The sequence below is a fragment of the Polynucleobacter sp. UK-Kesae-W10 genome (genome assembly GCF_018881575.1).
Lineage (GTDB): Bacteria > Pseudomonadota > Gammaproteobacteria > Burkholderiales > Burkholderiaceae > Polynucleobacter.
Genome location: NZ_JACVQB010000006.1, coordinates 220031 through 243008 on the forward strand (window position 1 = coordinate 220031; position 22978 = coordinate 243008).

The 22978-nt window shown below is 47.8% G+C and carries 19 protein-coding genes, 1 other RNA gene and 1 pseudogene; 17 read left to right on the forward strand and 4 right to left on the reverse strand.

The genetic code is table 11. The features are described from left to right. Position 1 precedes the first annotated feature (1 nt). From ICN24_RS10140 to ICN24_RS10150, 3 genes are read left to right on the forward strand one after another with little or no spacing between them, the layout of a single operon-like run. The gene (locus ICN24_RS10140; protein WP_216223633.1) at positions 2 to 553 is read left to right on the forward strand and encodes a carboxymuconolactone decarboxylase family protein; all 552 of its coding nucleotides are present in this window, start codon (positions 2 to 4) and stop codon (positions 551 to 553) included. A gap of 16 nt (positions 554 to 569) precedes the next feature. Continuing rightward, positions 570 to 1424 carry a pirin family protein gene (locus tag ICN24_RS10145; protein WP_216223635.1) on the forward strand — a complete coding sequence of 285 codons (855 nt, stop codon included), beginning with the start codon at positions 570 to 572 and terminating at the stop codon, positions 1422 to 1424. After that, positions 1424 to 2587, forward strand: a complete 1164-nt coding sequence (locus tag ICN24_RS10150; RefSeq protein WP_216223637.1) for a class I SAM-dependent methyltransferase — start codon at positions 1424 to 1426, stop codon at positions 2585 to 2587. The genes ICN24_RS10145 and ICN24_RS10150 overlap by 1 nt, the downstream gene beginning before the upstream one ends. Positions 2588 to 2630: 43 nt before the next feature. Here the strand turns inward: ICN24_RS10150 and ssrA are convergent. From ssrA to ompA, 4 genes are all read right to left on the reverse strand, one after another. Continuing rightward, positions 2631 to 2989: a transfer-messenger RNA gene (ssrA, locus tag ICN24_RS10155) on the reverse strand. A gap of 65 nt (positions 2990 to 3054) precedes the next feature. After that, positions 3055 to 3747, reverse strand: a complete 693-nt coding sequence (locus ICN24_RS10160) for an HAD family hydrolase (RefSeq protein ID WP_216223639.1) — start codon at positions 3745 to 3747, stop codon at positions 3055 to 3057. Further along, complete coding sequence (gene ubiG / locus ICN24_RS10165; RefSeq protein ID WP_216223641.1) at positions 3744 to 4433, reverse strand: bifunctional 2-polyprenyl-6-hydroxyphenol methylase/3-demethylubiquinol 3-O-methyltransferase UbiG; 690 nt, start codon at positions 4431 to 4433, stop codon at positions 3744 to 3746. Before ubiG ends, ICN24_RS10160 begins: the two co-directional genes overlap by 4 nt. A 98-nt stretch (positions 4434 to 4531) precedes the next feature. Further along, the gene (ompA, locus tag ICN24_RS10170) at positions 4532 to 5098 is read right to left on the reverse strand and encodes an outer membrane protein OmpA (RefSeq protein WP_216223643.1); all 567 of its coding nucleotides are present in this window, start codon (positions 5096 to 5098) and stop codon (positions 4532 to 4534) included. 159 nt (positions 5099 to 5257) lie between these two features. Here ompA and gyrA point away from each other — a divergent pair, with 159 nt between their 5' ends. The 14 genes and pseudogenes from gyrA to ICN24_RS10240 all read left to right on the forward strand — a co-directional run. Continuing rightward, positions 5258 to 7966, forward strand: coding sequence for a DNA gyrase subunit A (gene gyrA / locus ICN24_RS10175; RefSeq protein ID WP_216223645.1), 2709 nt, complete (start codon positions 5258 to 5260; stop codon positions 7964 to 7966). 26 nt (positions 7967 to 7992) lie between these two features. Further along, positions 7993 to 9090: a 3-phosphoserine/phosphohydroxythreonine transaminase gene (gene serC, locus ICN24_RS10180; RefSeq protein WP_216223647.1), complete on the forward strand. Its 1098-nt coding sequence runs from the start codon at positions 7993 to 7995 to the stop codon at positions 9088 to 9090. After that, positions 9090 to 10169, forward strand: a complete 1080-nt coding sequence (gene pheA / locus ICN24_RS10185; RefSeq protein ID WP_216223650.1) for a prephenate dehydratase — start codon at positions 9090 to 9092, stop codon at positions 10167 to 10169. The genes serC and pheA overlap by 1 nt, the downstream gene beginning before the upstream one ends. 41 nt (positions 10170 to 10210) lie before the next feature. Next, a complete protein-coding gene (gene hisC / locus ICN24_RS10190; RefSeq protein ID WP_216223652.1) occupies positions 10211 to 11335 on the forward strand; it encodes a histidinol-phosphate transaminase in 1125 nt (374 codons plus the stop codon). Positions 11336 to 11356: 21 nt separating this feature from the next. Next, the gene (locus ICN24_RS10195; protein ID WP_216223653.1) at positions 11357 to 12238 is read left to right on the forward strand and encodes a prephenate dehydrogenase/arogenate dehydrogenase family protein; all 882 of its coding nucleotides are present in this window, start codon (positions 11357 to 11359) and stop codon (positions 12236 to 12238) included. Positions 12239 to 12246: 8 nt separating this feature from the next. Beyond that, complete coding sequence (gene aroA / locus ICN24_RS10200) at positions 12247 to 13566, forward strand: 3-phosphoshikimate 1-carboxyvinyltransferase (RefSeq protein ID WP_216223684.1); 1320 nt, start codon at positions 12247 to 12249, stop codon at positions 13564 to 13566. 13 nt (positions 13567 to 13579) lie between these two features. Further along, on the forward strand, positions 13580 to 14242 hold the full coding sequence (gene cmk, locus ICN24_RS10205; RefSeq protein ID WP_216223655.1) for a (d)CMP kinase: 663 nt from the start codon (positions 13580 to 13582) through the stop codon (positions 14240 to 14242). Positions 14243 to 14386: 144 nt separating this feature from the next. Next, a complete protein-coding gene (gene rpsA, locus ICN24_RS10210) occupies positions 14387 to 16060 on the forward strand; it encodes a 30S ribosomal protein S1 (protein ID WP_216223657.1) in 1674 nt (557 codons plus the stop codon). A gap of 52 nt (positions 16061 to 16112) precedes the next feature. Continuing rightward, positions 16113 to 16451: pseudogene (locus ICN24_RS10215) on the forward strand (integration host factor subunit beta); the annotation flags it as partial. Positions 16452 to 16517: 66 nt separating this feature from the next. Continuing rightward, on the forward strand, positions 16518 to 17729 hold the full coding sequence (gene lapB / locus ICN24_RS10220; RefSeq protein WP_216223661.1) for a lipopolysaccharide assembly protein LapB: 1212 nt from the start codon (positions 16518 to 16520) through the stop codon (positions 17727 to 17729). Positions 17730 to 17765: 36 nt separating this feature from the next. Next, on the forward strand, positions 17766 to 19130 hold the full coding sequence (locus ICN24_RS10225) for a UDP-glucose/GDP-mannose dehydrogenase family protein (RefSeq protein ID WP_216223663.1): 1365 nt from the start codon (positions 17766 to 17768) through the stop codon (positions 19128 to 19130). 17 nt (positions 19131 to 19147) lie between these two features. Beyond that, positions 19148 to 20077 (forward strand): D-glycero-beta-D-manno-heptose-7-phosphate kinase, encoded by a 930-nt coding sequence (rfaE1, locus tag ICN24_RS10230; protein ID WP_216223665.1) that lies wholly within the window; start codon positions 19148 to 19150, stop codon positions 20075 to 20077. Continuing rightward, positions 20074 to 21093, forward strand: a complete 1020-nt coding sequence (rfaD, locus tag ICN24_RS10235) for an ADP-glyceromanno-heptose 6-epimerase (RefSeq protein WP_216223667.1) — start codon at positions 20074 to 20076, stop codon at positions 21091 to 21093. Before rfaE1 ends, rfaD begins: the two co-directional genes overlap by 4 nt. Before the next feature lie 126 nt (positions 21094 to 21219). Further along, on the forward strand, positions 21220 to 22978 hold a 1759-nt coding region (locus ICN24_RS10240), incomplete at its 3' end, for a hypothetical protein (RefSeq protein ID WP_216223669.1).

Sequence of the window (22978 nt, forward strand, 5' to 3'; positions counted from 1 at the left end):
TATGTCTGAACGTTTAATTCCCTATCAGCCTATGGATTTGGCTGAGCCTGCTGAGTTGGTGGCCGCTATTCGTAAGCGACGTGGCGGTCAATTTATTAATTTGGATCGCATGTTATTGCATAGCGTGCCTATTGCTGAAGGTTGGAATCACTTCATTGGTGAGATTCGCAATAACCTTTCCTTGGATCCAAAACTGCGTGAGCTGGCAATGTGTGGCGTTGCTGTTCTCAACGGTGCCGAGTATGAATTTTTTCATCATGCACCCCCCTTTAAAAAAGCGGGCGGTACCGAAGAGCAAGTTCAGGCATTGCGTTTAATTGGTCAAGCCGGTTTTCCACGCAATCTATTTTCCCCATTAGAAAATGATGCGGCTGATTTGACATTCCAGATGACGCGCAATATCAAGGTAGAACCTGAGCTCATGGGGCGTTTGCAAAAAGCATTGGGCAGTACCGATACAGTGGAGTTGGTCACTGTCATTGCTGCTTACAACATGGTGTCACGCTTTTTGATAGCTCTGGACGTCAATCCAGAAGACCATCCACCAGCCTAAGTTATTTGCAAACAAGATGATCCGCAATATTCAAGCCATTATTCCGGGTATCGCCACCTCAGATGGTGCGGGCGTCAAATTGCGCCGTAGTTTAGGCGGTCAGCAGCAAGTGCGTTTAGATCCTTTTTTGATGCTGGATGAGTTTTCCTCAAATGACCCCAATGATTATGTGGCGGGATTTCCGGCGCATCCACATCGGGGTTTTGAGACGGTGACCTATATGCTCGAAGGACATATGTTGCATGAGGATCATTTAGGCAATCAGGGGCACCTCAAAACAGGTGGTGTGCAGTGGATGACGGCAGGACGAGGCATTATTCATTCCGAGATGCCCCAGCAGGTTAGCGGCGCAATGCGCGGCTTCCAGTTGTGGATTAATTTGCCTGCCGCTGAAAAGATGAAGCCTGCCGGATATCAAGATATTCAGGTGGAAGATATTCCCAAGGCAACCCTTCCCCATGGCGGCTTCGTCAAGGTCATTGCAGGCACATATGCAGCCGATGGTAAGACGGTTGCAGGTCCAATTCAAGGAATCACCACGGCCCCATTATTTTTGGATGTGCATTTACCAGCGAATGCCGAGTTTGAACATCGCATTCCTAAGGAGCTAAATGCCTTTCTGTACATCTACGAAGGCGAACTAGAGGTGGGTGGACCCATGAGACCGGCTCCTAAGCAGGCCGCTATCGTCTTGGGTGATGGAGATCTTTTAAAAATCAAAGCCGGTGCTCAGGGCGCGCAATTGATTGTGCTTGCGGCTTTGCCATTGCATGAGCCAGTAGTGCAGTACGGTCCCTTTGTGATGAATACGCGCGCTGAGATTGAACAGGCAATCGACGATTATCAAAATAATCGTTTTGCAGTTTCCTAATGATTCATTGGGAAGAGGGTGGTCAAACTCACTCGGCTCGTTGGCGTTCAGAAAACGGTATTGCCCCGCATAAAAAAATTCAGATCGGTGACGATACGCTGACTGCTGATATCGCCTATCGCCTGGCTTGCGAAGGTACGGCAATTTTGTATCGAGGCGATTTTCAAAATGCCCGCCAGCTTCTGCAAGCTTTGGTCCGAAGGGCAGATAAGCCCTCGAAGAAATCTCAACGGACGGAGCGCGTTGAAAAAGATAAAACCAAAAGTCCTCTAGATAGCTTTAATCTTCATCGCTTGGCGCAGTCTCAACGTGCGCGTATTTTGGGGATGTTGCTCATTCCCGTGAATGCGGATCACAGCATTTCTTTAAGGCGTGCACCGGATGTAGCGCAAGCTTGTCTTGAGGCCTACGGCAAACAAGAGCAAGACTATGTGATTTCCTTGCGTGAATTATTGGGCGTAATTAGCGCCCATGAGTGGCGTAAGAAAGGTGTACCAGTACTAGCAAGAGAGGATGAAGAAATTCGGATTCATCCGCACTATGGTGTGTTTTCACCCATTCGTGGCGAATATATTGAGCTAGTCTTAAAAGCGCCTTTGCCAGCAGCACTCAGTACCCAATCCCTGACATTTGATATCGGCGTAGGTACTGGTGTTCTGTCAGTGGTGCTGGCAGTCCGGGATGTGCGCAACATTATTGCGACCGATCTGAACGAGCGTGCCATTGCCTGTGCCCAAGAAAACATTGACCGCTTAGGCCTTGGTGAGCAAATCACGATTCTGAAAACGGATTTATTTCCCGAGGGCAAAGCAGGGCTGATTGTTTGCAATCCACCTTGGTTGCCAGCTCGTCCTAGCTCGATGCTAGAGCAGGCGGTCTATGACCCAGAAAGTCAGATGCTGAAAGGTTTTCTGAATGGCCTCAAAGAGCATCTTTTACCTAACGGTGAGGGTTGGTTGATTCTGTCGGATTTAGCCGAGCATTTGGGTTTGCGGAGTCGAGAGCAGTTACTTGGCTGGATAGAGAGTGCCGGCCTTAAAGTCATTGCGCGCATAGATACCAAGCCCAATCACCCTAAATCATTTGATAAAGCGGATGCTTTGTATCGGGCCAGATCAGCTGAGCTCACCTCGCTTTGGCGTTTGACTGCAAAAAATGAGTGAGTAAAACAAAACCCCTCTAACAATCAGAGGGGTTTGCTTTAAATGGTGGAGTCGGCGGGAATCGAACCCGCGTCCGCAAATCCTCCACAACAAGTTCTACATACTTAGTCATATCATTTGATTTAATCAGTTAAGCACGGATTGACACGTTCTTTGCTGACGATTCACTAAGTTTTCGAATCATTCCCCGTGACATGAAATGATCTTATCTCTTGTAAATGACCCTGATCTAGCTTGCGCTAGCTGACCCAAGAGAGAATCAGTTCAGGGGCAACCGCAATTAAGCGGCTAGTGCGAAACGTTCGTCGTTTGCAGTTAAAACATTCCCATTGATTTACGAGATAACGGGTCCTCGGTATGCCCTTGATGCTTTGTAATCCACGTCGAAACCATGTCGACCCCAGAGTTCATGCATAGGAAGTCTCTATTTTAAGGCTGATAGCCTGAGTTTGCTCAATATCTTTGGTTTATCCCTTGTTGGGAAAGATGATTTGCAATAACTCGAGCGGACTATGGATGATGAAGTCTGCGCCCCAGGCCTCTGGAGGCTCTTTACAGCCGCAATAACCATAAGCTGCCGCCACGGTATGCATACCCGCTGCTTTGCCTGCGATGACGTCTCTAATGTCATCACCTACATAAAGCGATTTAGTGGGGTCGATATTGGCAATTCGTGCTGCATGCAGGATAGGCTCAGGATGGGGTTTTGAGTATGGGGTGGTATCGCCCGAGACAGTAGAAACGGCTCTTTGGCTCAGGCCCATGAGCTCGGTCAGGGGATTGGTGAAGCGTTCGCTTTTATTGGTCACAATGCCCCAAGGAAGACTGGCTTGCTCCATTTGGGTCAGGAGATGATCCATATCGTCAAAGAGTTTGCTCTCAACTAACAAAGCTTTTTCATAGTTAGCGAAAAATTCATCTCGTAGTCCAATGAAATCAGGATGGTCTGGGGCGATGCCAAAGGCCCCCTCTAGAAGGCCGCGGGCGCCAGCAGATGCGTAGGGGCGTAAAAATTCATAGGGCTTTAGCGGCAAATTGCGCGCTAGCAATAGCTGGTTCGTAGCTGCCACTAAGTCTGGTGCCGTATCCGCTAGGGTGCCATCAAGATCAAAAAAGACCCCTTGGTAGGGGCTTTGAAGTATTTGTAAACCTGCGCTCATTTGCGAACCGCAATCATGTAGTTCACATCCACATCATCACCAAGGCTGTACACCTGGGTAAGCGGGTTGTAACTCAAGCCTTTGATGCCAATCATCTCTAGGCCAGCATGACGTGTAAAAGCAACAAGCTCAGAAGGCTTAATAAATTTAGCGTATTCGTGAGTACCTTTGGGGAGTAGTTTCAGAATATATTCGGCGCCAATAATGGCGAATAAGTAGGATTTAGGGCTGCGATTGAGGGTGCTAAAAAAGAGCGTGCCTCCGGGTTTGCACAGCTTAGCGCAAGCGCGCACAACAGATGATGGATCTGGTACATGCTCGAGCATTTCCATGCAGGTCACTACATCGTATTGCTCGGGTTGTTCATCTGCCAATGCTTCCGCTGAGATGGATCTGTAGGTGAGGTTTGCACCTACTTCTAATGCATGCAGTTCGGCAACTTTGAGCGCTTTTTCAGATAAATCAATACCGGTTGTCTCGGCACCGGATTGAGAAATGGATTCAGCCAAGATGCCACCACCACAACCAATATCAACCACTTTCTTACCATTCAAATCTACAAATGATTTGATCCAAGAAAGGCGCAGGGGGTTGATGGCGTGCAAAGGTTTGAATTCGCTATTGGGATCCCACCAGCGGTGAGCTAGGGCGCTAAATTTGGCGATTTCGGACTGATCAACATTCATAGGAATAAGGATAGGTTGCGCTGCAGTGGAAGAAGTTTATGAATATAGCGGAAATAAAAAAGCCCGCTAGAAGCGGGCTTTTTTACAAGTAAAAAGAATTACTTAGCTGTACCAACAACTTCGATGTCGGTGCGGCGGTTCTTAGCGCGGCCTTCAGCAGTTGCGTTTGATGCAACTGGATTGCTCTTGCCTTTTGATTCTGTGTAGATACGGCTACCGTCAACACCCTTGCTTACGAGGTATGTCTTAACGGATTGTGCACGACGCTGACCGAGGGCCATGTTGTATGCATCTGTACCAACGCTATCAGTGTTACCAACAGCGATAATTACTTCCAACTTGATCTTGCTCAAATCAGCAGCGATCTTGTCCAAAGTAGCTTTACCTTCTGGTTTCAAGTCAGACTTGTTGAAGTCATAAAGTGTGTCAGCTTGCAAAGTGATTTTGCTTTGGCTAACGCCAGCAGCTGCACCACCAGTCAACGCACCATCGCAACCTTTAGCTGCAGTAGCAGGAGTCCAGTTGTTATCACGCCAGCACAATGTGCCGTCGCCGTTTTTCCAGTTTAGGGCGCCGTCGCCGTTTTGCCAGTTATCAGAAGCCATTGCTGCAGAAGCAGAAACGGTAATAACAGAAGCGAGCAACACTTTTAGGGTTTTGTTCATTTTTAGTCCTCAAAAATCTCTTTTTTAATTAAAGTCAAACTTAAATGTAATTCGCCCTACCTTGAAGCAAAAACTGCAAAGCGACACATCTCAATTTCGTACAAACTGACAGAATCTTAGCATAGCGCCCCTCTGTCATCAAAATGATATTATTTCTAGATGGAACAAGCCGCTAAAGAAACACTACCAATATCCCTCGAAGACGAAATGCGGCGGTCCTATTTGGACTACGCAATGAGCGTCATCGTCGGCAGAGCCCTGCCAGACGTGCGTGATGGCCTCAAACCGGTTCACCGCCGGGTCTTATTCGCGATGTATGAATTAAACAACGATTGGAACCGAGCTTACAAAAAATCTGCCCGTATAGTTGGCGATGTAATCGGTAAATACCACCCGCACGGTGATTCTGCGGTGTATGACACCATCGTTCGTATGGCCCAGGACTTCTCTCTGCGCTATATGCTGGTTGACGGGCAGGGTAACTTTGGCTCCGTAGACGGCGATAACGCTGCTGCAATGCGGTATACCGAGATCCGCCTACGCAAGATCGCCCATGAGTTATTGGCCGATTTGGACAAGGAAACCGTCGATTTCGGGCCAAATTACGATGGTAGCGAGAAAGAACCCCTGATTTTGCCGGCCAAAGTGCCCAATTTGCTGATTAACGGCAGTTCTGGCATCGCGGTGGGTATGGCGACCAATATCCCTCCGCACAACCTGGATGAGGTCGTTACAGCCTGTTTACACGTCCTCCACAACCCAGAATGCACGATTGATGAGCTCATTGAGATCATTCCAGCCCCAGATTTCCCGACCGCCGGCATCATTTATGGCGTCCAAGGGGTTCGCGAAGGCTATCGCACAGGCCGTGGCCGTGTGGTGATGCGCGCGAAGACCCACTTTGAGGATTTGGATAAAGGTTCACGTCAGGCGATCATCGTTGATGAGCTGCCATACCAAGTTAATAAAAAGAACTTGCTCGAGCGTATTGCGGAGTTGGTGAACGAGAAAAAAGTGGAAGGCATTTCTGATTTGCGTGACGAGTCAGATAAATCCGGTATGCGTGTTGTGATTGAACTCAAGCGCGGTGAAGTGCCTGAAGTCGTTCTCAACAATTTGTACAAGAGCACTCAACTGCAAGATAACTTCGGTATGAACATGGTGGCTTTGGTTGATAACCAACCACGCTTGTTGAACTTGAAGCAAATGCTGGAGTACTTCTTGCAACATCGTCGTGAAGTGGTCACACGTCGCACGATTTTTGAATTGCGCAAGGCACGCGATCGCGGTCACGTCTTAGAAGGTTTGGCGGTGGCATTGGCTAACATTGATGAGTTCATCGCAATCATCAAAGCTGCTGCAAATCCAGTGATTGCTAAGCAAGAGCTGATGGGCAAAGCATGGGATTCATCGATGGTACGTGAGATGTTGGCGCGCGCTGAGACCGATACCCCAGGCGGCCGCAACGCTTATCGTCCTGAAGGATTGTTGCCTGAGTACGGCATGCAAACGACTGGCTTGTATCGTCTCTCAGATAGTCAAGCGCAAGAAATTTTGCAAATGCGTTTACAACGCTTGACTGGTCTTGAGCAAGACAAGATCGTGAACGAATATAAAGAAGTAATGGCGGAGATTTCTGACTTACTGGATTTGTTGGCCAAGCCAGAGCGTGTCACTCAAGTGATTGAGTCTGAGCTGAAAGAAGTGCAGTCTGAATTCGGTGTTGCTGGTGGTGATACCGGTCGTCGTTCATTTATTGAAATGAATGCAACAGAACTCTTCACTGAAGATTTGATTACGCCGTTGGATATGGTGGTGACACTTTCCAATACGGGTTACATGAAGAGTCAGCCGCTGAGTGAGTACCGCGCACAAAAACGTGGTGGTCGTGGCAAGCAAGCGGCTGCAACAAAAGATGAAGATTGGATTGATACCTTATTCGTAGCGAACACGCATGACACGATTCTGTGCTTCTCTGACCGTGGTCGCATGTACTGGCTCAAGGTATGGGAAGTTCCGCAAGGAAGTCGTACCTCGCGTGGCAAGCCAATTGTGAATATGTTCCCGCTGATTGAGGGTGAGAAAATCACGGTGATTCTGCCAATTAAGGGCTACCAAGACGATCAATACGTATTTATGGCGACCAGCTTGGGTACCGTGAAGAAGACCCGTTTGTCAGACTTCTCTAATCCCCGTAAGGCCGGAATTATTGCGGTTGACTTGAATGAAAACGACTTCTTAGTAGGCGCGGCGATTACCGATGGCCAGCATGATGTGATGTTGTTCTCTGATGCTGGTAAAGCGGTACGTTTTGATGAGAATGATGTTCGTCCAATGGGTCGCACTGCACGTGGTGTACGCGGTATGAACTTAGGCGAAGGTCATCAAGTGATTGCGATGTTGGTTGCTCCAGCAGAAGCGGCTGAGGGTGCAGAAGCGGCCGTAGTGGATGCCAATGGCATTGCCATTCCAAGTAGCGTGTTGACAGCCACTGAAAACGGTTACGGCAAGCGCACTCCAATTGCAGAGTACACCCGTCATGGTCGCGGTACGAAAGGCATGATTGCGATTCAGACAACCGAACGTAACGGTAAAGTTGTCGCTGCAGCTTTGGTATCACCAGAAGATCAAATTATGTTGATTACCACTGGTGGTGTTTTAGTGCGCACGCGGGTTTCTGAAATTCGCGAAATGGGTCGTGCCACACAGGGCGTAACTTTGATCAATGTTGATGAAGGCACTCGTTTGTCTGGCTTACAGCGTATTGCTGAGAGCGATTCAGACGATGAAGCAGGAGATGCAGAAGAGGATGATGTAGCTGCAGATCCAGCAACCGACGCTAATACTGATACGGCAGGTGACGCGTAAGCGTTACCTTTAGACTGGATCACATCATGACTTTTGACCGCCGCATTTTTAATTTCGCTGCGGGGCCTGCTACTTTGCCTGAAGAGGTATTGAAGCAGGCTGCCGATGAAATGCTTAATTGGCGTGGACTTGGTACGAGCGTGATGGAAATTAGTCATCGCAGCAAAGAGTTCATGGAAGTGTACGAAGAGGTTATTCAAGACCTGCGCACTTTGATGAATATTCCCGATTCGTATGAGATCTTGCTTTTGCAAGGTGGCGGACTTGGGCAAAACGCTGCCATTCCAATGAATCTCATGCCTTTAGGTAAGAATGGTCCTAAGGCTGATTTTTTAGTCACTGGGGTTTGGTCTGAAAAATCATTCAAAGAAGCGCAGAAATACGGTAATGCGCATTTAGCAGCATCTTCTGCGGCGGAGAAGTTCAACACCATTCCCGCCAGATCTACTTGGCAGTTATCTAGTGATGCAGCTTATGTGCACTACTGCGCCAATGAAACCATTGGTGGCGTGGAGTTTGCGGATGTGCCGGATGTTGGCAATACCCCTTTGGTTGCAGATATCTCCAGCAACATTCTCTCCAAAGAGATGGATGTTACAAAAGCGGCTGTTTGGTTTGGTGGCGCCCAAAAAAATATCGGCCCATCAGGCGTAACGATTGTGATTGTTCGCAAAGATTTGCTTGGGCACAGCATGGGTATCACTCCAACCATTTGGGATTGGTCTGTGCAAGCGAATACGCAATCGATGATTAATACTCCGCCAACCTTCTCAATTTATATGGCTGGCCTGGGATTCAAGTGGTTACTGAAACAGGGTGGCGTGAAGGTCATTGAAAAGCGCAATCAAGAAAAAGCGGATTTGCTCTACAACTTCTTAGATCAAAGTAGTTTGTATGAGAATCGTGTCACCAAAGCCTATCGCTCACGGATGAATGTGACCTTCTTCCTGAAGGATGAGGGTCTGAACGCAGAGTTTTTGGCGCAGTCCAATGCTGCTGGTCTAGTTGCCTTGCGAGGCCATAAGGCTGCAGGTGGAATGCGGGCCAGCATCTATAACGCAATGCCCATTGAAGGCGTTAAGGCCTTGGTGGAATTTATGCGCGACTTTGAAAGGCGGGCTTAATGAGTACTGAAGAACAGCGCTTAGCTCCCTTGCGGGAAAAAATCGATGCATTGGATGCACAGATTTTAGATTTGCTGACGCAACGCGCAAAAGCAGCGCAGGAAGTAGGCCACGTTAAAGGCGGCTTCTCCTCACCGGTGTTTCGTCCTGAGCGTGAGCGCCAGGTAGTAGCACGTCTCCAAGAAATTAATGCAGGCCCTCTGCACCCCGATGGCATTGCTGCTATTTGGCGTGAGGTGATGTCAGCTTGCAGGGCTTTAGAAGCTCGTCAAACAATTGCTTATCTGGGGCCAGTAGGAACATTTTCTGAGCAGGCAGCGCAAACCTATTTTGGGCATTCCATTGCAGGTTTGCCATGCGCAAGCTTGGACGAAGTTTTTAAAGCGGTAGAGAAGGGTGCGGCGCAATTTGGCGTGGTCCCTGTAGAAAATTCGAGTGAGGGCGCGATCTCCCGTACGCTAGATTTGTTGCTCGATTCATCTATGCGCATTAGCGGTGAAGTGGTGCTACCGATTCGCCATCACCTCCTAACCAAGAGCGGTAACTTGGACGGTGTTGGCACTGTCTGCGCACATGCTCAAGCATTAGCTCAGTGTCAACAATGGTTGAGTGTGCATGCACCTCAGCTCAAGCGTCAGGCGGTGAGCAGTAATGCGGAGGCAGCCCGCCTGGCAGCAGCGGATCCAACTTTGGCAGCCATTGCCGGTGATCCTGCGCAAGAGGCTTATGGCTTACAAGCCGTCGCCGCCCAAATTCAGGATGATCCACATAACCGTACGCGTTTTGTTGTTGTTGGCAACTATGCGTGCACCCCTACCGGTAAAGATCAAACTTCTTTGGTGTTGTCGGTCGATAACCAGCCTGGCGCAGTGCATCGTTTGCTTGCACCATTAGCAAAACATGGCGTATCGATGAATCGCTTCGAATCTCGTCCTGCGCGCAAAGGTACTTGGGAATATCACTTTTACATAGATATCGCAGGGCATGCGGATGATGAAAAAGTGCTGAAGGCCTTAGCTGAGCTCAAAGAGGTCGCAGCGTTTTATAAAAACCTCGGTTCTTATCCCCACTCGGCCTAATTGGGCCCAGATTGGTTTATTAAAAGATTAGTAAGGCACGAATGTCTTCCAAGATTGGCTTAAAACATATTCATGCGATTGCGCCTTATGTCGGCGGTCGTCCTATTAGCGAAGTAGCGCGTGAGTATGGCTTGGATGAAAGCAAAATTGTGAAGCTTGCCTCCAATGAAAATCCATTGGGCATGCCTAAGTCCGCACAAGATGCCATGCTCAAGGCCGCCAGTGATCTAGGTCGCTATCCAGACTCCAATGGCTTTGAGTTAAAAAATGTCTTGGCAGATCGCTTGGGTGTTCCGACCGATTGGATTACCTTGGGCAATGGCAGCAATGACATTTTGGAGTTGGCAGCGCGTGCTGTTGCTCAAGCCGGCGACGAGGTGATTTTTTCTAAACATGCTTTTGCGGTATATCCTCTTGCCACTCAAGCAGTGGGTGCAAAAGCGATTGAGGTGGCCGCTACTGCTAATTATGGGCATGACTTGCCTGCCATGCTTGCCGCTATCAAGTCTGCTGGCGATAAAGCAAAACTCGTATTTGTAGCCAACCCCAATAATCCGACTGGTAGCTATTTAACAGCTAAAGAGATTGAAGATTTCCTAGTAGCCGTTCCATCGAATGTGGTGGTTGTCCTTGATGAGGCTTATAACGAGTACCTCACACCAGAGCAGCGCTATGACGCAATTGCTTGGGTAAAGCAATTTCCAAATATGATTTTGTCGCGCAGCTTCTCTAAAGCGTATGGTTTGGCTGGTTTGCGTATTGGATATGGCGTTGCGCAACCGCATCTAACGGATTTATTGAATCGTATTCGTCAGCCATTTAACGTGAATAGCCTTGCACAAGCTGCAGCCATTGCCGCATTTCAGGACAAGGCGTTTTTACAGCAGGGGTTCGAGCTTAATCGCGCAGGCTACGAGCAGTTAACTAAGGCATTTGATCGATTAGGCCTTCAATACTTACCCTCTGCTGGCAATTTCGTATTGGTAAAAGTAGGCGAAGATGATCAAGCGGGCGCGCGTATGAATTTGGCTCTGCTCAAGCGCGGAATTATTGTGCGTCCGGTTGGTAACTACGGATTGCCACAATGGTTACGTATCTCGATTGGCTTGGCGGAGGAGAATGCAGCCTTCATTGCTGCTCTTAAAGAAATCTTGGCGCAATCGTAAGCATTCAGAATAACAATATTCATGACCATCATTAATCCTGCAAGTAATTACGGCACAGTCACCATTGTCGGTGTCGGCTTGATCGGCGCCTCTCTCGGCTTGGCCTTAAAACAGGCCGGCGTTGTAAAAACAGTATTGGGCGTTGGTCGTAGCAAAGAGAATCTTGATCAAGCCCTCAAGATGGGCGCCATTGATGGTGTGGTGGATTTAGTAGAGGCTGCCAAGCAATCTGATGTGATCGTGCTTTGTGTCCCTGTGGCGCAAATGCGCGCAGCATTTGAGGTGATGGAACCTCACCTTGAACCTCGCACCATGATTACCGATGCAGGTAGCACTAAAGGCGATGTCATTTTGGCTGCCAAAGAAGTGTTGGGTAAAAAAGCATGTCAATTTGTACCGGCACACCCGATTGCAGGTGGCGCACAACATGGCGCTGGTGCTGCCAAGGCAGACTTATTTAAAGGCAAGCAAACCATCATTTGCCCACTACAAGAAAACTCCCCACAAGATACGGATTTGATTGTCGGCTTTTGGGAGTCCGTAGGTTCTGAGGTTAAAAAGATTGGTAGCGTGCAGCACGATGCCATCTATGCAGCTGTATCGCATCTTCCTCACCTCTTGTCTTATGCCTTGATGGCAAGCGTAGTGAATTCAGAGGATGCAGATCAAAAGCTCAGCCATGTTGGTGCAGGTTTCAAAGATTTCACTCGTATTGCTGCCTCCAGCCCAGAAATGTGGCGCGATATTTGCTTGGGTAATCGCACTGCCATCTTGAAAGAGTTGGATCAGTACCTGTTGATCGTGAACCATCTGCGCAAGCTTGTTGCTGAAAGCGATGGCGCAGGCTTGGAAAAATTATTTAATAAGGCGAGCAAGGCACGTCAAGATTTGGATGTGCTTTGATGAGTGGTTTGCCAGCAATTACGATTGGGCCATTTCAGCGAGCGCAAGGCTCGATTGTGTTGCCAGGCTCTAAAAGTATTTCCAATAGAGCGCTACTATTGGCAGCGCTCTCCTCGGGTACAACGACCCTGACAAACTTGTTGGATGCGGATGACACGCAGGTAATGCGGAATGCTTTGCGTCAATTGGGTCTCACAGTGATTGATCAAGAGGGCAAGGTTTGTGTTGTGGAAGGTTGTGGTGGTCAATTCCCGGTACGCGATGCAGACCTGTTTATGGGCAATGCAGGTACGGCGATTCGTCCATTGACGGCAGCGCTAGCAATGCAAGGTGGTAACTATCGATTATCTGGCGTTGCTCGTATGCATGAGAGGCCGATTCGAGATTTGGTCGATGGTTTACGTCAGGTTGGCGCAAAAATCGACTACGAATTACAAGAGGGCTATCCACCCATCAAGATTTCAGCAGCACAGATTCAGATCAAAGAGCATGTGAAGGTGCGCGGTGATGTGTCTAGTCAGTTCTTAACGGCTTTGCTCATGGCATTGCCTTTAGTCGCAGTAGAGCCTGTTCGGATTGAAGTGATCGGTGAGTTAATTTCTCGCCCCTATATCGATATCACCTTGAAGTTGATGGCACGCTTTGGCGTAGTGGTCGCATGTCCTGATGCGCAATCGTTCATCATTCCAGCAAAAACATCACAGTCTGTATATACAAGCCCAGGACAGTTGTCGGTTGAGGGCGATGCATCTTCCGCCTCTTATTACCTTGCTTTGGGCGCCATTGGTGGCGGCCCTGTAAGGGTTTTGGGTGTCGGTAAAAATAGCATTCAAGGCGATGTTGCTTTTGCCGATGCGCTTGCATTGATGGGCGCAAACATTACCGCAGGTGAAGATTGGATTGAAGTTGCTGGTGTGAAAAATCCGAATGGCAAACTCCAGGGCATCACACTCGATTGCACTGAGATTCCGGATGCGGCAATGACATTGGCAGTCGCCGCTTTATTTGCAGAGGGACCTACTCGCTTAAACAGCATTGCGAGCTGGCGCGTCAAAGAAACAGATCGTATTGCGGCGATGGCTAAGGAATTGAAAAAAGTTGGCGCAGTCGTAGAAGAGGGTGCGGATTACATTGTTGTTCAAGCACCTGCGGCAAAAACGGATTGGTGCTCGCCAGGTGAAGGTATTGATACTTACGATGATCACCGTATGGCGATGTGCTTCTCGCTGGCTGCATTTGGTCCAAACGCACTTCAGATCAATGATCCAAACTGCGTAGCCAAAACTTTCCCAACGTACTTTGCAGAGCTTGCGAAAGTCGTGAGCTAACTCAATTCTCAGTATGAATCTTCCTCCAGTCATTGCTATTGATGGACCTACTGCTTCGGGCAAGGGGACGGTGGCATCCTTGGTTGCTGAAAAGCTTGGCTTTCATTATTTGGATAGCGGGGCGCTCTATCGCTTAGTCGCTCTCGCTAGTGAAAAACAGGGGATCGATGTCAACAATGGCCCAGAATTGGGTCTTTTAGTTCCTAAGTTATTGATTTCATTCAAAAATAGTCAAATTTTCCTTAATGGCGAAGATGTTACTGATGCGATTCGAGTTGAAAGCATTGGCTTAAGAGCCTCTGCTTTGGCCGTTCATCCTGAGGTGAGATCGGCATTGGTAGGTCTGCAACGCAGTTTTCGTCAATTTCCTGGCTTGGTGGCTGATGGCAGGGATATGGCCAGCGTCATATTCCCAGATGCTGTTTTGAAGGTTTTTCTCACTGCAACAGCCTCTGCCAGGGCCGAACGTCGCTATAAGCAATTGATAGCTAAGGGAATTTCTGCTAAACTTTCCGACTTACTGCAAGATTTGCAGGAGCGCGATGCCAGAGACAGTAGTCGTGGTGCCGCACCGCTTCTGGTTGCAGATAGTGCAAAAGTGCTTGAAACATCAGATTTGTCGATAGATCAAGCAGTTAAGACGGTTTTGGATTGGCATCAATCTGCGATTGCCTAATTTTGTAAGTAGTAAAGCAGTTTGCTGTAAGTAGTAGTTTTGGCGTCCGAAGAAACTCCACAACGCATTTATTTCATAAGCGTGTTTCTGAAGACTTTTTTAACCTAACCCGTCGGGCCTTCTGGCGGCACAAAGTGAATACACATGTCTGAATCATTTGCAGAATTATTTGAAGAATCATTAACCCGATCGAATATGAAGACCGGCCAAGTTATTTCGGCTGAAGTTCTTCGCATCGACCATAACTTCGTCGTTGTTAACGCTGGCTTAAAGTCTGAAGCGTTTATTCCTGTTGAAGAATTCCATAACGACGCTGGCGAGATTGAAGTGGCTCCTGGCGATTTCGTTTCTGTTGCTATTGACGCCCTCGAAAACGGCTACGGCGACACCATCCTCTCCCGTGACAAAGCTAAGCGCTTAGCATCATGGTTGAATTTGGAAAAAGCACTCGAGCAAGCTGAGATCGTTACCGGTACTGTTACCGGTAAGGTTAAAGGCGGCTTGACTGTAATGGTTAACGGTATCCGCGCATTCTTGCCTGGATCGCTCGTTGATACACGTCCAATCAAAGACACCAGCCCTTACGAAGGTAAGACGATGGAGTTCAAGGTTATCAAGCTTGACCGTAAGCGTAACAACGTAGTGTTGTCACGTCGTGCAGTGGTTGAAGCTAGCCAAGGTGAAGAGCGTGCTAAGTTGATGTCTAACCTTAAAGAAGGTGCAGTAGTTACTGGCCTCGTTAAGAACATCACTGATTACGGCGCATTCGTTGACCTCGGTGGTATCGACGGCCTCTTGCACATTACCGATTTGGCATGGCGTCGTGTGCGTCACCCAAGCGAGATGTTGACTGTGGGTCAAGAAGTTACCGCTAAGATTTTGAAGTTCGATCAAGAGAAGAACCGTGTTTCACTCGGCGTGAAGCAACTCGGTGATGATCCATGGGTTGGTATCGCTCGTCGTTACCCACCAAACACCCGTTTATTCGGCAAAGTAACTAACCTGACTGATTACGGTGCATTCGTTGAGATCGAATCTGGTATCGAAGGTTTGGTACACGTTTCTGAAATGGACTGGACCAACAAGAACGTTGCTCCAAGCAAAGCAACTGCATTGGGTACCGAAGTTGAAGTCATGGTTCTCGATATTGATGAAGACAAGCGTCGTATTAGCTTGGGCATCAAGCAGTGCAAAGCAAATCCATGGGAAGAGTTTGCACGTTCACAGCAAAAAGGTGACAAGTTGTCTGGCGCAATCAAGTCAATCACTGACTTTGGCGTATTCATCGGCTTGCCTGGTGGTATCGACGGTTTAGTACACCTCTCAGACCTCTCATGGAATGAGCCAGGCGAAGAGGCTGTTAAGAAATACAAAAAAGGTGATGAAGTTGAAGCCACTGTATTGGCAATTGATGTTGAGAAAGAGCGTATCTCTCTCGGTATCAAGCAATTGTCTGGTGACCCATTCAACAACTACACTTCCGTTAATGACAAAGGTGCTTTAGTAACCGGTACTGTTAAGGCGGTTGATGCTAAGGGTGCAACTATCCATTTGGCTGATGAAGTTGAAGCTTACTTGCGTGCTTCTGAGATCTCAACAGATCGCGTTGAAGATGCACGCAATGTATTGAAAGAAGGCGATAGCGTTACTGCAATGATCATCAATATTGATCGTAAGTCACGTGTAATCAATCTTTCAATCAAAGCAAAAGACAGCTCTGATCAACAAGATGCAATGAACAAACTCCAAGGTGATGCGCAGTCTGGCACAACCAATTTGGGCGCTTTGTTGAAAGCAAAATTGGACAATCAAGGCTAAATCAATATCGCCGCTTTCCACTAGGGAAGCGGCGGTTTTTTATTGATAGATCATGACAGATCAAGAGCAACAAGCAATTACCCGCTCCGAACTCGTGGAGAGCCTCGCGGAACAGTTTCCGCAGCTTTTGCCTAGAGATGTGGAGTTAGCGGTAAAAACATTACTGGACACAATGACTCAAGCATTGGCCGAAGGTAAGCGCATCGAGTTGCGCGGCGTGGGAAGTTTTGTACTTCACCATCGTCCTGCTCGCACCGGTCGCAATCCGAAGTCTGGTGAGAAAGTGATGATTCCAGAAAAACGCGTTCCGCACTTTAAGCCAGGCAAAGAGTTGCGCGAGCGAGTTGATTACAAGCCGTTGAAGCAGGCGGGCCCCAAAGAGGGTTCTGGTGCCTAAGATTCAGGCTCAACCTCAGTGGTCCATTCGGGCCATTTTTTTATTTAAATTCTGCGCGCCATGATTCAGATAGCCACATCTTGGTTATTGCTTTTGCCGATCATGTTTGGCATTGGTTGGCTGGCATCGCGTTGGGATTTGCGACTTGAAAATCGCATGGACGAGCGCGAGCGTATGCGTCAGCAGCGCTCCACCTTTAAGGGCTTGAGTCTTCTGCTTAATGAGCAACCAGATCAAGCGATTGAAACTTTGGTGAAGATTGCGCAATTAGATCCGGAAACTATCGAATTACACTTTTCGCTCGGAAACTTATTCCGCCGTCGCGGCGAGACAGAACGGGCCATTAAAGTGCATCAGCATTTAGCAAATCGCGATGACCTCAAGCCGCGTGATCGTGATCATGCTGCTTATGAATTGGGTCGTGATTTTCTGCGTGCGGGCTTATTAGATCGCGCTGAAGCTTCACTCAATCGCGTGGGCAATGGCAAGTATGCAGTGCCTGCCAAAGAAAGCTTATTAGAGATGTACCAGGTCGAGCGTGATTGGAAAAAAGCCATCATTGCTGCTACCGAGCTAGAGACCTTACAGGGCAAGTCACATCACACGGAGATTGCTCAATTTCATTGTGAATTAGGACAAGATGCTTTACGCCGCAAAGATGTGGCTGAAGCGGAGCTCTCGATTCAGCGCGCCTTACAGGCGGTGCCAAATCATGCGCGTGCGCTCATTCTGCAAGGTGATTATCTGGTAGCAATGGAGCGTCCAGCCCAAGCAATTGAGGCCTGGAGTTTAGTAGCAGCTTCGCATCCTGCTTATATGCATTTGCTAGCAGATCGTTGGATGCTAGCGCATGCAGCACTCGGCAAAGAGGGCGAAGGTCTTGATCGCTTGTGTGAGTTATTAAAAACTCAAGCATCAGGCGAATTGCTCGACATTGTTCACAAGCAAGTAATGAAAATACGTGGCCCTCAAGCGGCTAATGGCATGCTAGCTGAAGTGATGCAGCATTCCCCTAGCTTAAGTGCGCTGTCTAAGTTGGCTGAGACACGTTTAGCGCTTGAAGAGGGTAGTGCTAACCCAGAACGGTTGGCTGAACTGAAATCGATATTGCATTTACTACGTCAGCGTACGACAAGCTTGGCTCGCTATACCTGTGGTAATTGTGGCTTCCGTGCCCGCAGATTTTATTGGCAGTGTCCTGGTTGTAATCATTGGGAGGCATACTCCCCGAGACGTTCCGAGGGGGTTGCGCCAAGCGGCCCATCAATGTAATACCATTTACCCAAATAGACATTATTAGGAGTTCGTTTGAAAGTTACGATTATTGGCAGTGGTTACGTAGGTTTGGTTACTGGCGCCTGTCTTGCTGAACAAGGTAATAATGTTTTTTGTTTGGATCTAGACCCTAAAAAAATTGAGATTCTCAATTCTGGCGGCGTCCCGATTTACGAGCCGGGCCTAAAAGAAATGATCGAACGCAATCGCGCTGCTGGCCGTTTGCAGTTCTCTACCGATATCGCTGCTTCTGTTGCGCACGGCGACATTCAATTTATTGCTGTAGGTACTCCTCCTGACGAGGATGGTTCTGCCGATTTGCAGTATGTCGTTGCGGCTGCTCGTAATATTGGGCGTCATGCAACAAGTCCTAAAGTTATTGTTGATAAATCTACTGTTCCCGTAGGAACGGCTGATAAGGTGCAGGCCGCCATTATTGAAGAGCTTGAAAAACGAAAATTACCTTTGGATCTGTGTTCGGTGGTTTCAAACCCAGAGTTCCTAAAAGAGGGCGCGGCTGTAGAGGACTTTATGCGCCCAGACCGCATTGTTATTGGTACGGAAAATACCCCAGCTGGTTTGCGCGCCAAAGAGCAGATGCGCAAGTTGTATGCTCCATTTAATCGTAATCATGAGCGTACGTATTACATGGATGTGAAAAGTGCGGAGCTGACCAAATACGCCGCTAATGCAATGTTAGCTACCCGCATTTCTTTTATGAATGAGCTGGCCAATTTGGCTGACCTAGTGGGCGCTGATATTGAGCATGTCCGCCAAGGGATCGGTTCAGATTCTCGTATTGGTTTTGGTTTCTTGTATCCGGGCACCGGTTATGGTGGATCTTGCTTCCCTAAAGACGTGTCTGCTTTATCTAAAACAGCTAAAGAACATGGCAGGGAGCTAAAGATTCTTGATGCTGTAGAAGCGGTGAATGAGCTGCAAAAATACACCCTGGTTCATAAGATTGATCAGCGCTTTGAGAATGATCTCAAGGGTATGAAATTTGCCTTATGGGGCTTGGCATTTAAACCAAATACGGATGATATGCGTGAAGCCCCTAGTCGCGTGATTATTCAAGAATTGGTCAAACGTGGAGCTGAAGTAGTTGCCTATGATCCAGTTGCTATGCCAGAAGCTCAACATGCCTTAGCGCTCGACTTTAAGAGCAGCCCAGAGGCCCTCAAAAAAGTTTCAATGAGTGCTGATCCGATGGCGGCACTAGATGATGCTGATGCCTTGGTGATAGTGACTGAATGGAAGGCATTCCATACTCCAGATTTTGACCAAGTCATGCAAAAACTCAAGCGCCCCATCATCTTTGATGGCCGCAATTTATACGAGCCTGCTTCTATGCAAGAATTGGGCATTGAGTACCATGGCATTGGACGACATAATTAAGTTATAAAAGCATGCAAATGGAAAAAGCAAACCGAGAACAGTTTTCTAAAGCGCGCCTACTTGTAGTGGGCGACGTGATGCTAGACCGTTATTGGTTTGGCGATACCAATCGCATTTCACCAGAAGCGCCAGTGCCTGTAGTTCAGGTAGGCAAGATTGACGAGCGTTTAGGCGGTGCTGCTAACGTGGCTCGTAACGTCTCAGCCCTGGGCGCGCAAACTACTATTCTGGGAATCGTTGGCAAAGATGAGCCTGGCCAACGTGTGATTGATTTGCTCAAGTCTGGTGGTGTTGATAGCCAGTTAGAAATTGATGCAGAAGTTCCAACGATTGTGAAATTGCGCGTGATTGCACGCCAACAGCAACTCATTCGCTTAGATTTTGAAGAGACCCCCAGTCAAAAGGCCTTGGCGCATAAGTTAGAGCGCTTCGAAAAGCTTGTTGGTGCTGCTGATGTCGTCATTCTCTCGGACTATGGCAAAGGGGCGCTGGGTCAAGTGGCTCACATGATTGAGCAGGCCAGAGCCCAAAACAAAGTGATCTTGGTTGATCCCAAAGGGGAAGACTATGAAAAGTATCGCGGGGCAACGGTTTTAACACCTAACCGCAGTGAGTTACGCCAAGTAGTTGGTCAATGGACCAGCGAAGCAGACTTGACTGAAAAGGCACAAAATCTGCGCAAGTCTCTTAATCTGCAAGCCTTGCTATTAACGCGTTCTGAAGAGGGCATGAGTTTGTACACCGAAGCTGGCGTGAGTCATGTCAAGGCACAAGCGCGTGAAGTATTTGATGTTTCTGGTGCTGGCGATACTGTTATTGCTACCTTGGCAGTTGCACTGGCAGCAGGGTGGCCGCTTGAAAAAGCAATGGCTTTAGCAAATCGTGCTGGTGGTATTGTGGTTGGTAAGTTAGGTACTGCAACCGTTACTTCAGAGGAATTACAGTGACTATTATCGTAACCGGCGCCGCAGGATTTATTGGTGCCAATATTGTTCAAGCACTCAATGCGCGCGGCGAAAAAAATATCATTGCAGTTGATGATCTGCGCCCTGCAGACAAGTATCGCAACCTGGCTGATCTCGACATCATTGATTACCTAGATAAAGATGAATTTCTAGAAGCATTTCGTAGCGGTAAGTTAGGAAAAATTCAGGCGGTCTTTCATGAAGGAGCCTGCTCCGATACGATGGAGACCGATGGTATTTTCATGATGGCGAATAACTATCGCTACACCATGGATTTGCTCGATATTTGTACTGCTCAAAAAGTGCAGCTGCTATATGCTTCATCAGCTGCCACTTATGGTGGATCCGATGTGTTTGTGGAAAGTCGCGAACATGAGAAGCCGCTCAATATCTATGGCTATTCCAAGTTTTTATTTGATCAAGTCATGCGTAAGCGTTTTGCTGAGAATGCCAATACTGCACAAGTTGTTGGCTTCCGTTACTTCAATGTGTATGGTCCACGTGAATCACACAAAGGCCGCATGGCATCTGTAGCATTCCATCAGTATCACCAATACAAGGCTAATGGCCATGTCAAACTCTTTGGCGAATATGGTGGTTATGGCCCAGGAGAGCAAAGTCGCGACTTTGTTTCTGTAGAGGATGTTGTGAAGGTCAATCTATTTTTCTTGGATCACCCAGAAACTAGTGGCATCTTCAACCTAGGTAGCGGTCGTGCGCAGCCTTTTAATGACGTTGCTCATGCGGTTGCTAATGCCATGCGTAAATTAGACAATGCCAAGCCAGCCAGCTTGCAAGAATTAGTCAAAGAAAAGGCGATTGAATACATTCCTTTTCCAGATGCGCTTCGAGGTAAATATCAGTGCTTTACCCAGGCCGATCTCACCAAATTACGTGCTGCTGGCTACCAAGAACCCTTCTTAAATGTCGAGCAGGGCGTGGGTCGCTATATCGAGTGGTTGGAAGCTAACAGCGGTTTTTTAGCAAACCCACTTTAAACGCGAAAAAAGCGCTTTAGCGCTCTAAACCCTTGAAATTGCTAGGTAGCTCTACCTAGCGCAACACGGCGCAAGCTTGCTGAATGTGAGCTACTATATTCCTTATAAAAACTAAGGGGATTTTTCATGCGCAAGCCTTCTCTAACCAAACTACTCTTGCTGTCTTGCAGCATTTTCATATTTGCAAACCAATCTTTTGCAATTCCTGGAAAAGATGATGCAGATGTAGAGATTGTTAAGGCACCTCCACGCGATGTGAAGGACATTTTGCTGGTCCTCAATCAGGCTCGCACAGATAAATCCTTAATAGAGAAGGCAACTAAAATTCTCGCCTTACCAGTACCTAGCACTAACGACTCTGATGTTCTAAACCATTATTACTATCGCAGGGCTAAGGCGGAAGAGGTTTTGGAAAATAGTAAAGGTGCTTTAGAGGCAATTAAAAAAGCTGTAATTGAGTATCCATCCCCGCAAATAGATTTGCGTATAGATGAAATGGCTCAATATATGATGAGTGAATCCATTCAGGGTAGCTTACTGCAGGCGAAGAAAATTGCTGAAGATGCTAAGGCAATGGTTCCCCAAAACCAACGAGGCTGGGTATTAAATTTTGACAGGCAAATTGTTAGCTTCTGCTTGTCATTAGGTGACTTTGACTGTGCAAAGACTTGGTTAAATACCTTGGAGTCCGATTACAGCGCATTGATCAGTGCCGCTAAAAACCCCAATTTTTTATATCAATTAGCCTGGGAAATTAGCCTAGAAATGGGTCGGGGTAGATATTTCCTTTCTGAGGGTAAGTTTTTGGAGTCGGAAAGATCTTTTAGAAGAGCCTTAAATCTCAATCAACAAGTGCTAGACACTATTAAAGATAGAGGCAGGGATGTTCTTGATAATGAGAAGCGCGTACTACAAGATACAACAACGAATGTAAGCGGCTATTACATGCAACGCGCATATCTAATGAATGATATGTCTAAAGCATTTTTAGGCCAGAGACGCTTGGTTGATGCTGAATATTGGGCGCGCGAGGCAACTCTATTGTCTATCACCCAATTCGGTCCGAATTCTGGAAGAACTTCTCAAATGTTGCTAACTCTCACAAGGGTAATTGCAGAACAGGGTCGCAATGCAGAGGCTGTTTTATTGGGTACAGCTGCATTGAAGGTGGCGCAGCAATCCACCAATTATCCAGGCTCCGTATTGATTGCAAATGCTCGCAAGACGCTTGCCTCTGCTTTGGTGGCTGATGGTAAATATGCTCAGGCTGATAAAGTTTTCTCAGAAATGGTTGAGGGGGTCAAAGGAGATCCTGAGGTTGCCTCACGCTTCTCAGGTCAGGATCTAGATTGGGCTCTGGCTTTAATTAAGACTGGCAAAGCATCACAGGCGGCAGCAATGACCTCTGCAATGCTCTCCAAGGATGGTGCAAGAATGGAGAAGGGTTCAACTAGATTGGCTATGTTGACCGCCTTCAACGCTTCAGCTCTTCAAGCTTCTGGTCAGTCTGCACAAGCCTTATCTGAATTTAAAACTTCAGTGCCGATTTTGATTAATCAGTCGCGTAACGATACTGAAAATGCAACGGAAAGTATCCGCCAAACTCAGCGCATGACTTTTATCTTAGAAAGCTATCTTGCCGCTCTTGCGCAACAAGCAAAAGGCGATACTGCCGCAGCTTCAGAGGCCTTCCAGATTGCTGATCTAGCCAGGGGTAGTGGCGTGCAGCGCGCCTTAACCTCGAGCGCAGCACGGGCCAATATCAGTGATCCTCAGTTAGCCTCCCTAGCGCGCCGTGAGCAAGATCTGCAGCAGCGCATCAACACCTTATCGGAGCTACTCACCGGATTGCTATCAGCGCCTCCTGATCAGCAGTTGCCAGCCG

Coding starts and splice junctions, on each gene's coding strand:
- hisC (WP_216223652.1), top strand. CDS start 10,211: ATGTCTTCCAAGATTGGCTTAAAACATATTCATGCGATTGCGCCTTAT.
- rpsA (WP_216223657.1), top strand. CDS start 14,387: ATGTCTGAATCATTTGCAGAATTATTTGAAGAATCATTAACCCGATCG.
- ICN24_RS10195 (WP_216223653.1), top strand. CDS start 11,357: ATGACCATCATTAATCCTGCAAGTAATTACGGCACAGTCACCATTGTC.
- ICN24_RS10145 (WP_216223635.1), top strand. CDS start 570: ATGATCCGCAATATTCAAGCCATTATTCCGGGTATCGCCACCTCAGAT.
- ICN24_RS10160 (WP_216223639.1), bottom strand. CDS start 3,747: ATGAGCGCAGGTTTACAAATACTTCAAAGCCCCTACCAAGGGGTCTTT.
- gyrA (WP_216223645.1), top strand. CDS start 5,258: ATGGAACAAGCCGCTAAAGAAACACTACCAATATCCCTCGAAGACGAA.
- pheA (WP_216223650.1), top strand. CDS start 9,090: ATGAGTACTGAAGAACAGCGCTTAGCTCCCTTGCGGGAAAAAATCGAT.
- ubiG (WP_216223641.1), bottom strand. CDS start 4,433: ATGAATGTTGATCAGTCCGAAATCGCCAAATTTAGCGCCCTAGCTCAC.
- serC (WP_216223647.1), top strand. CDS start 7,993: ATGACTTTTGACCGCCGCATTTTTAATTTCGCTGCGGGGCCTGCTACT.
- cmk (WP_216223655.1), top strand. CDS start 13,580: ATGAATCTTCCTCCAGTCATTGCTATTGATGGACCTACTGCTTCGGGC.
- lapB (WP_216223661.1), top strand. CDS start 16,518: ATGATTCAGATAGCCACATCTTGGTTATTGCTTTTGCCGATCATGTTT.
- ICN24_RS10140 (WP_216223633.1), top strand. CDS start 2: ATGTCTGAACGTTTAATTCCCTATCAGCCTATGGATTTGGCTGAGCCT.
- ompA (WP_216223643.1), bottom strand. CDS start 5,098: ATGAACAAAACCCTAAAAGTGTTGCTCGCTTCTGTTATTACCGTTTCT.
- rfaE1 (WP_216223665.1), top strand. CDS start 19,148: ATGGAAAAAGCAAACCGAGAACAGTTTTCTAAAGCGCGCCTACTTGTA.
- ICN24_RS10150 (WP_216223637.1), top strand. CDS start 1,424: ATGATTCATTGGGAAGAGGGTGGTCAAACTCACTCGGCTCGTTGGCGT.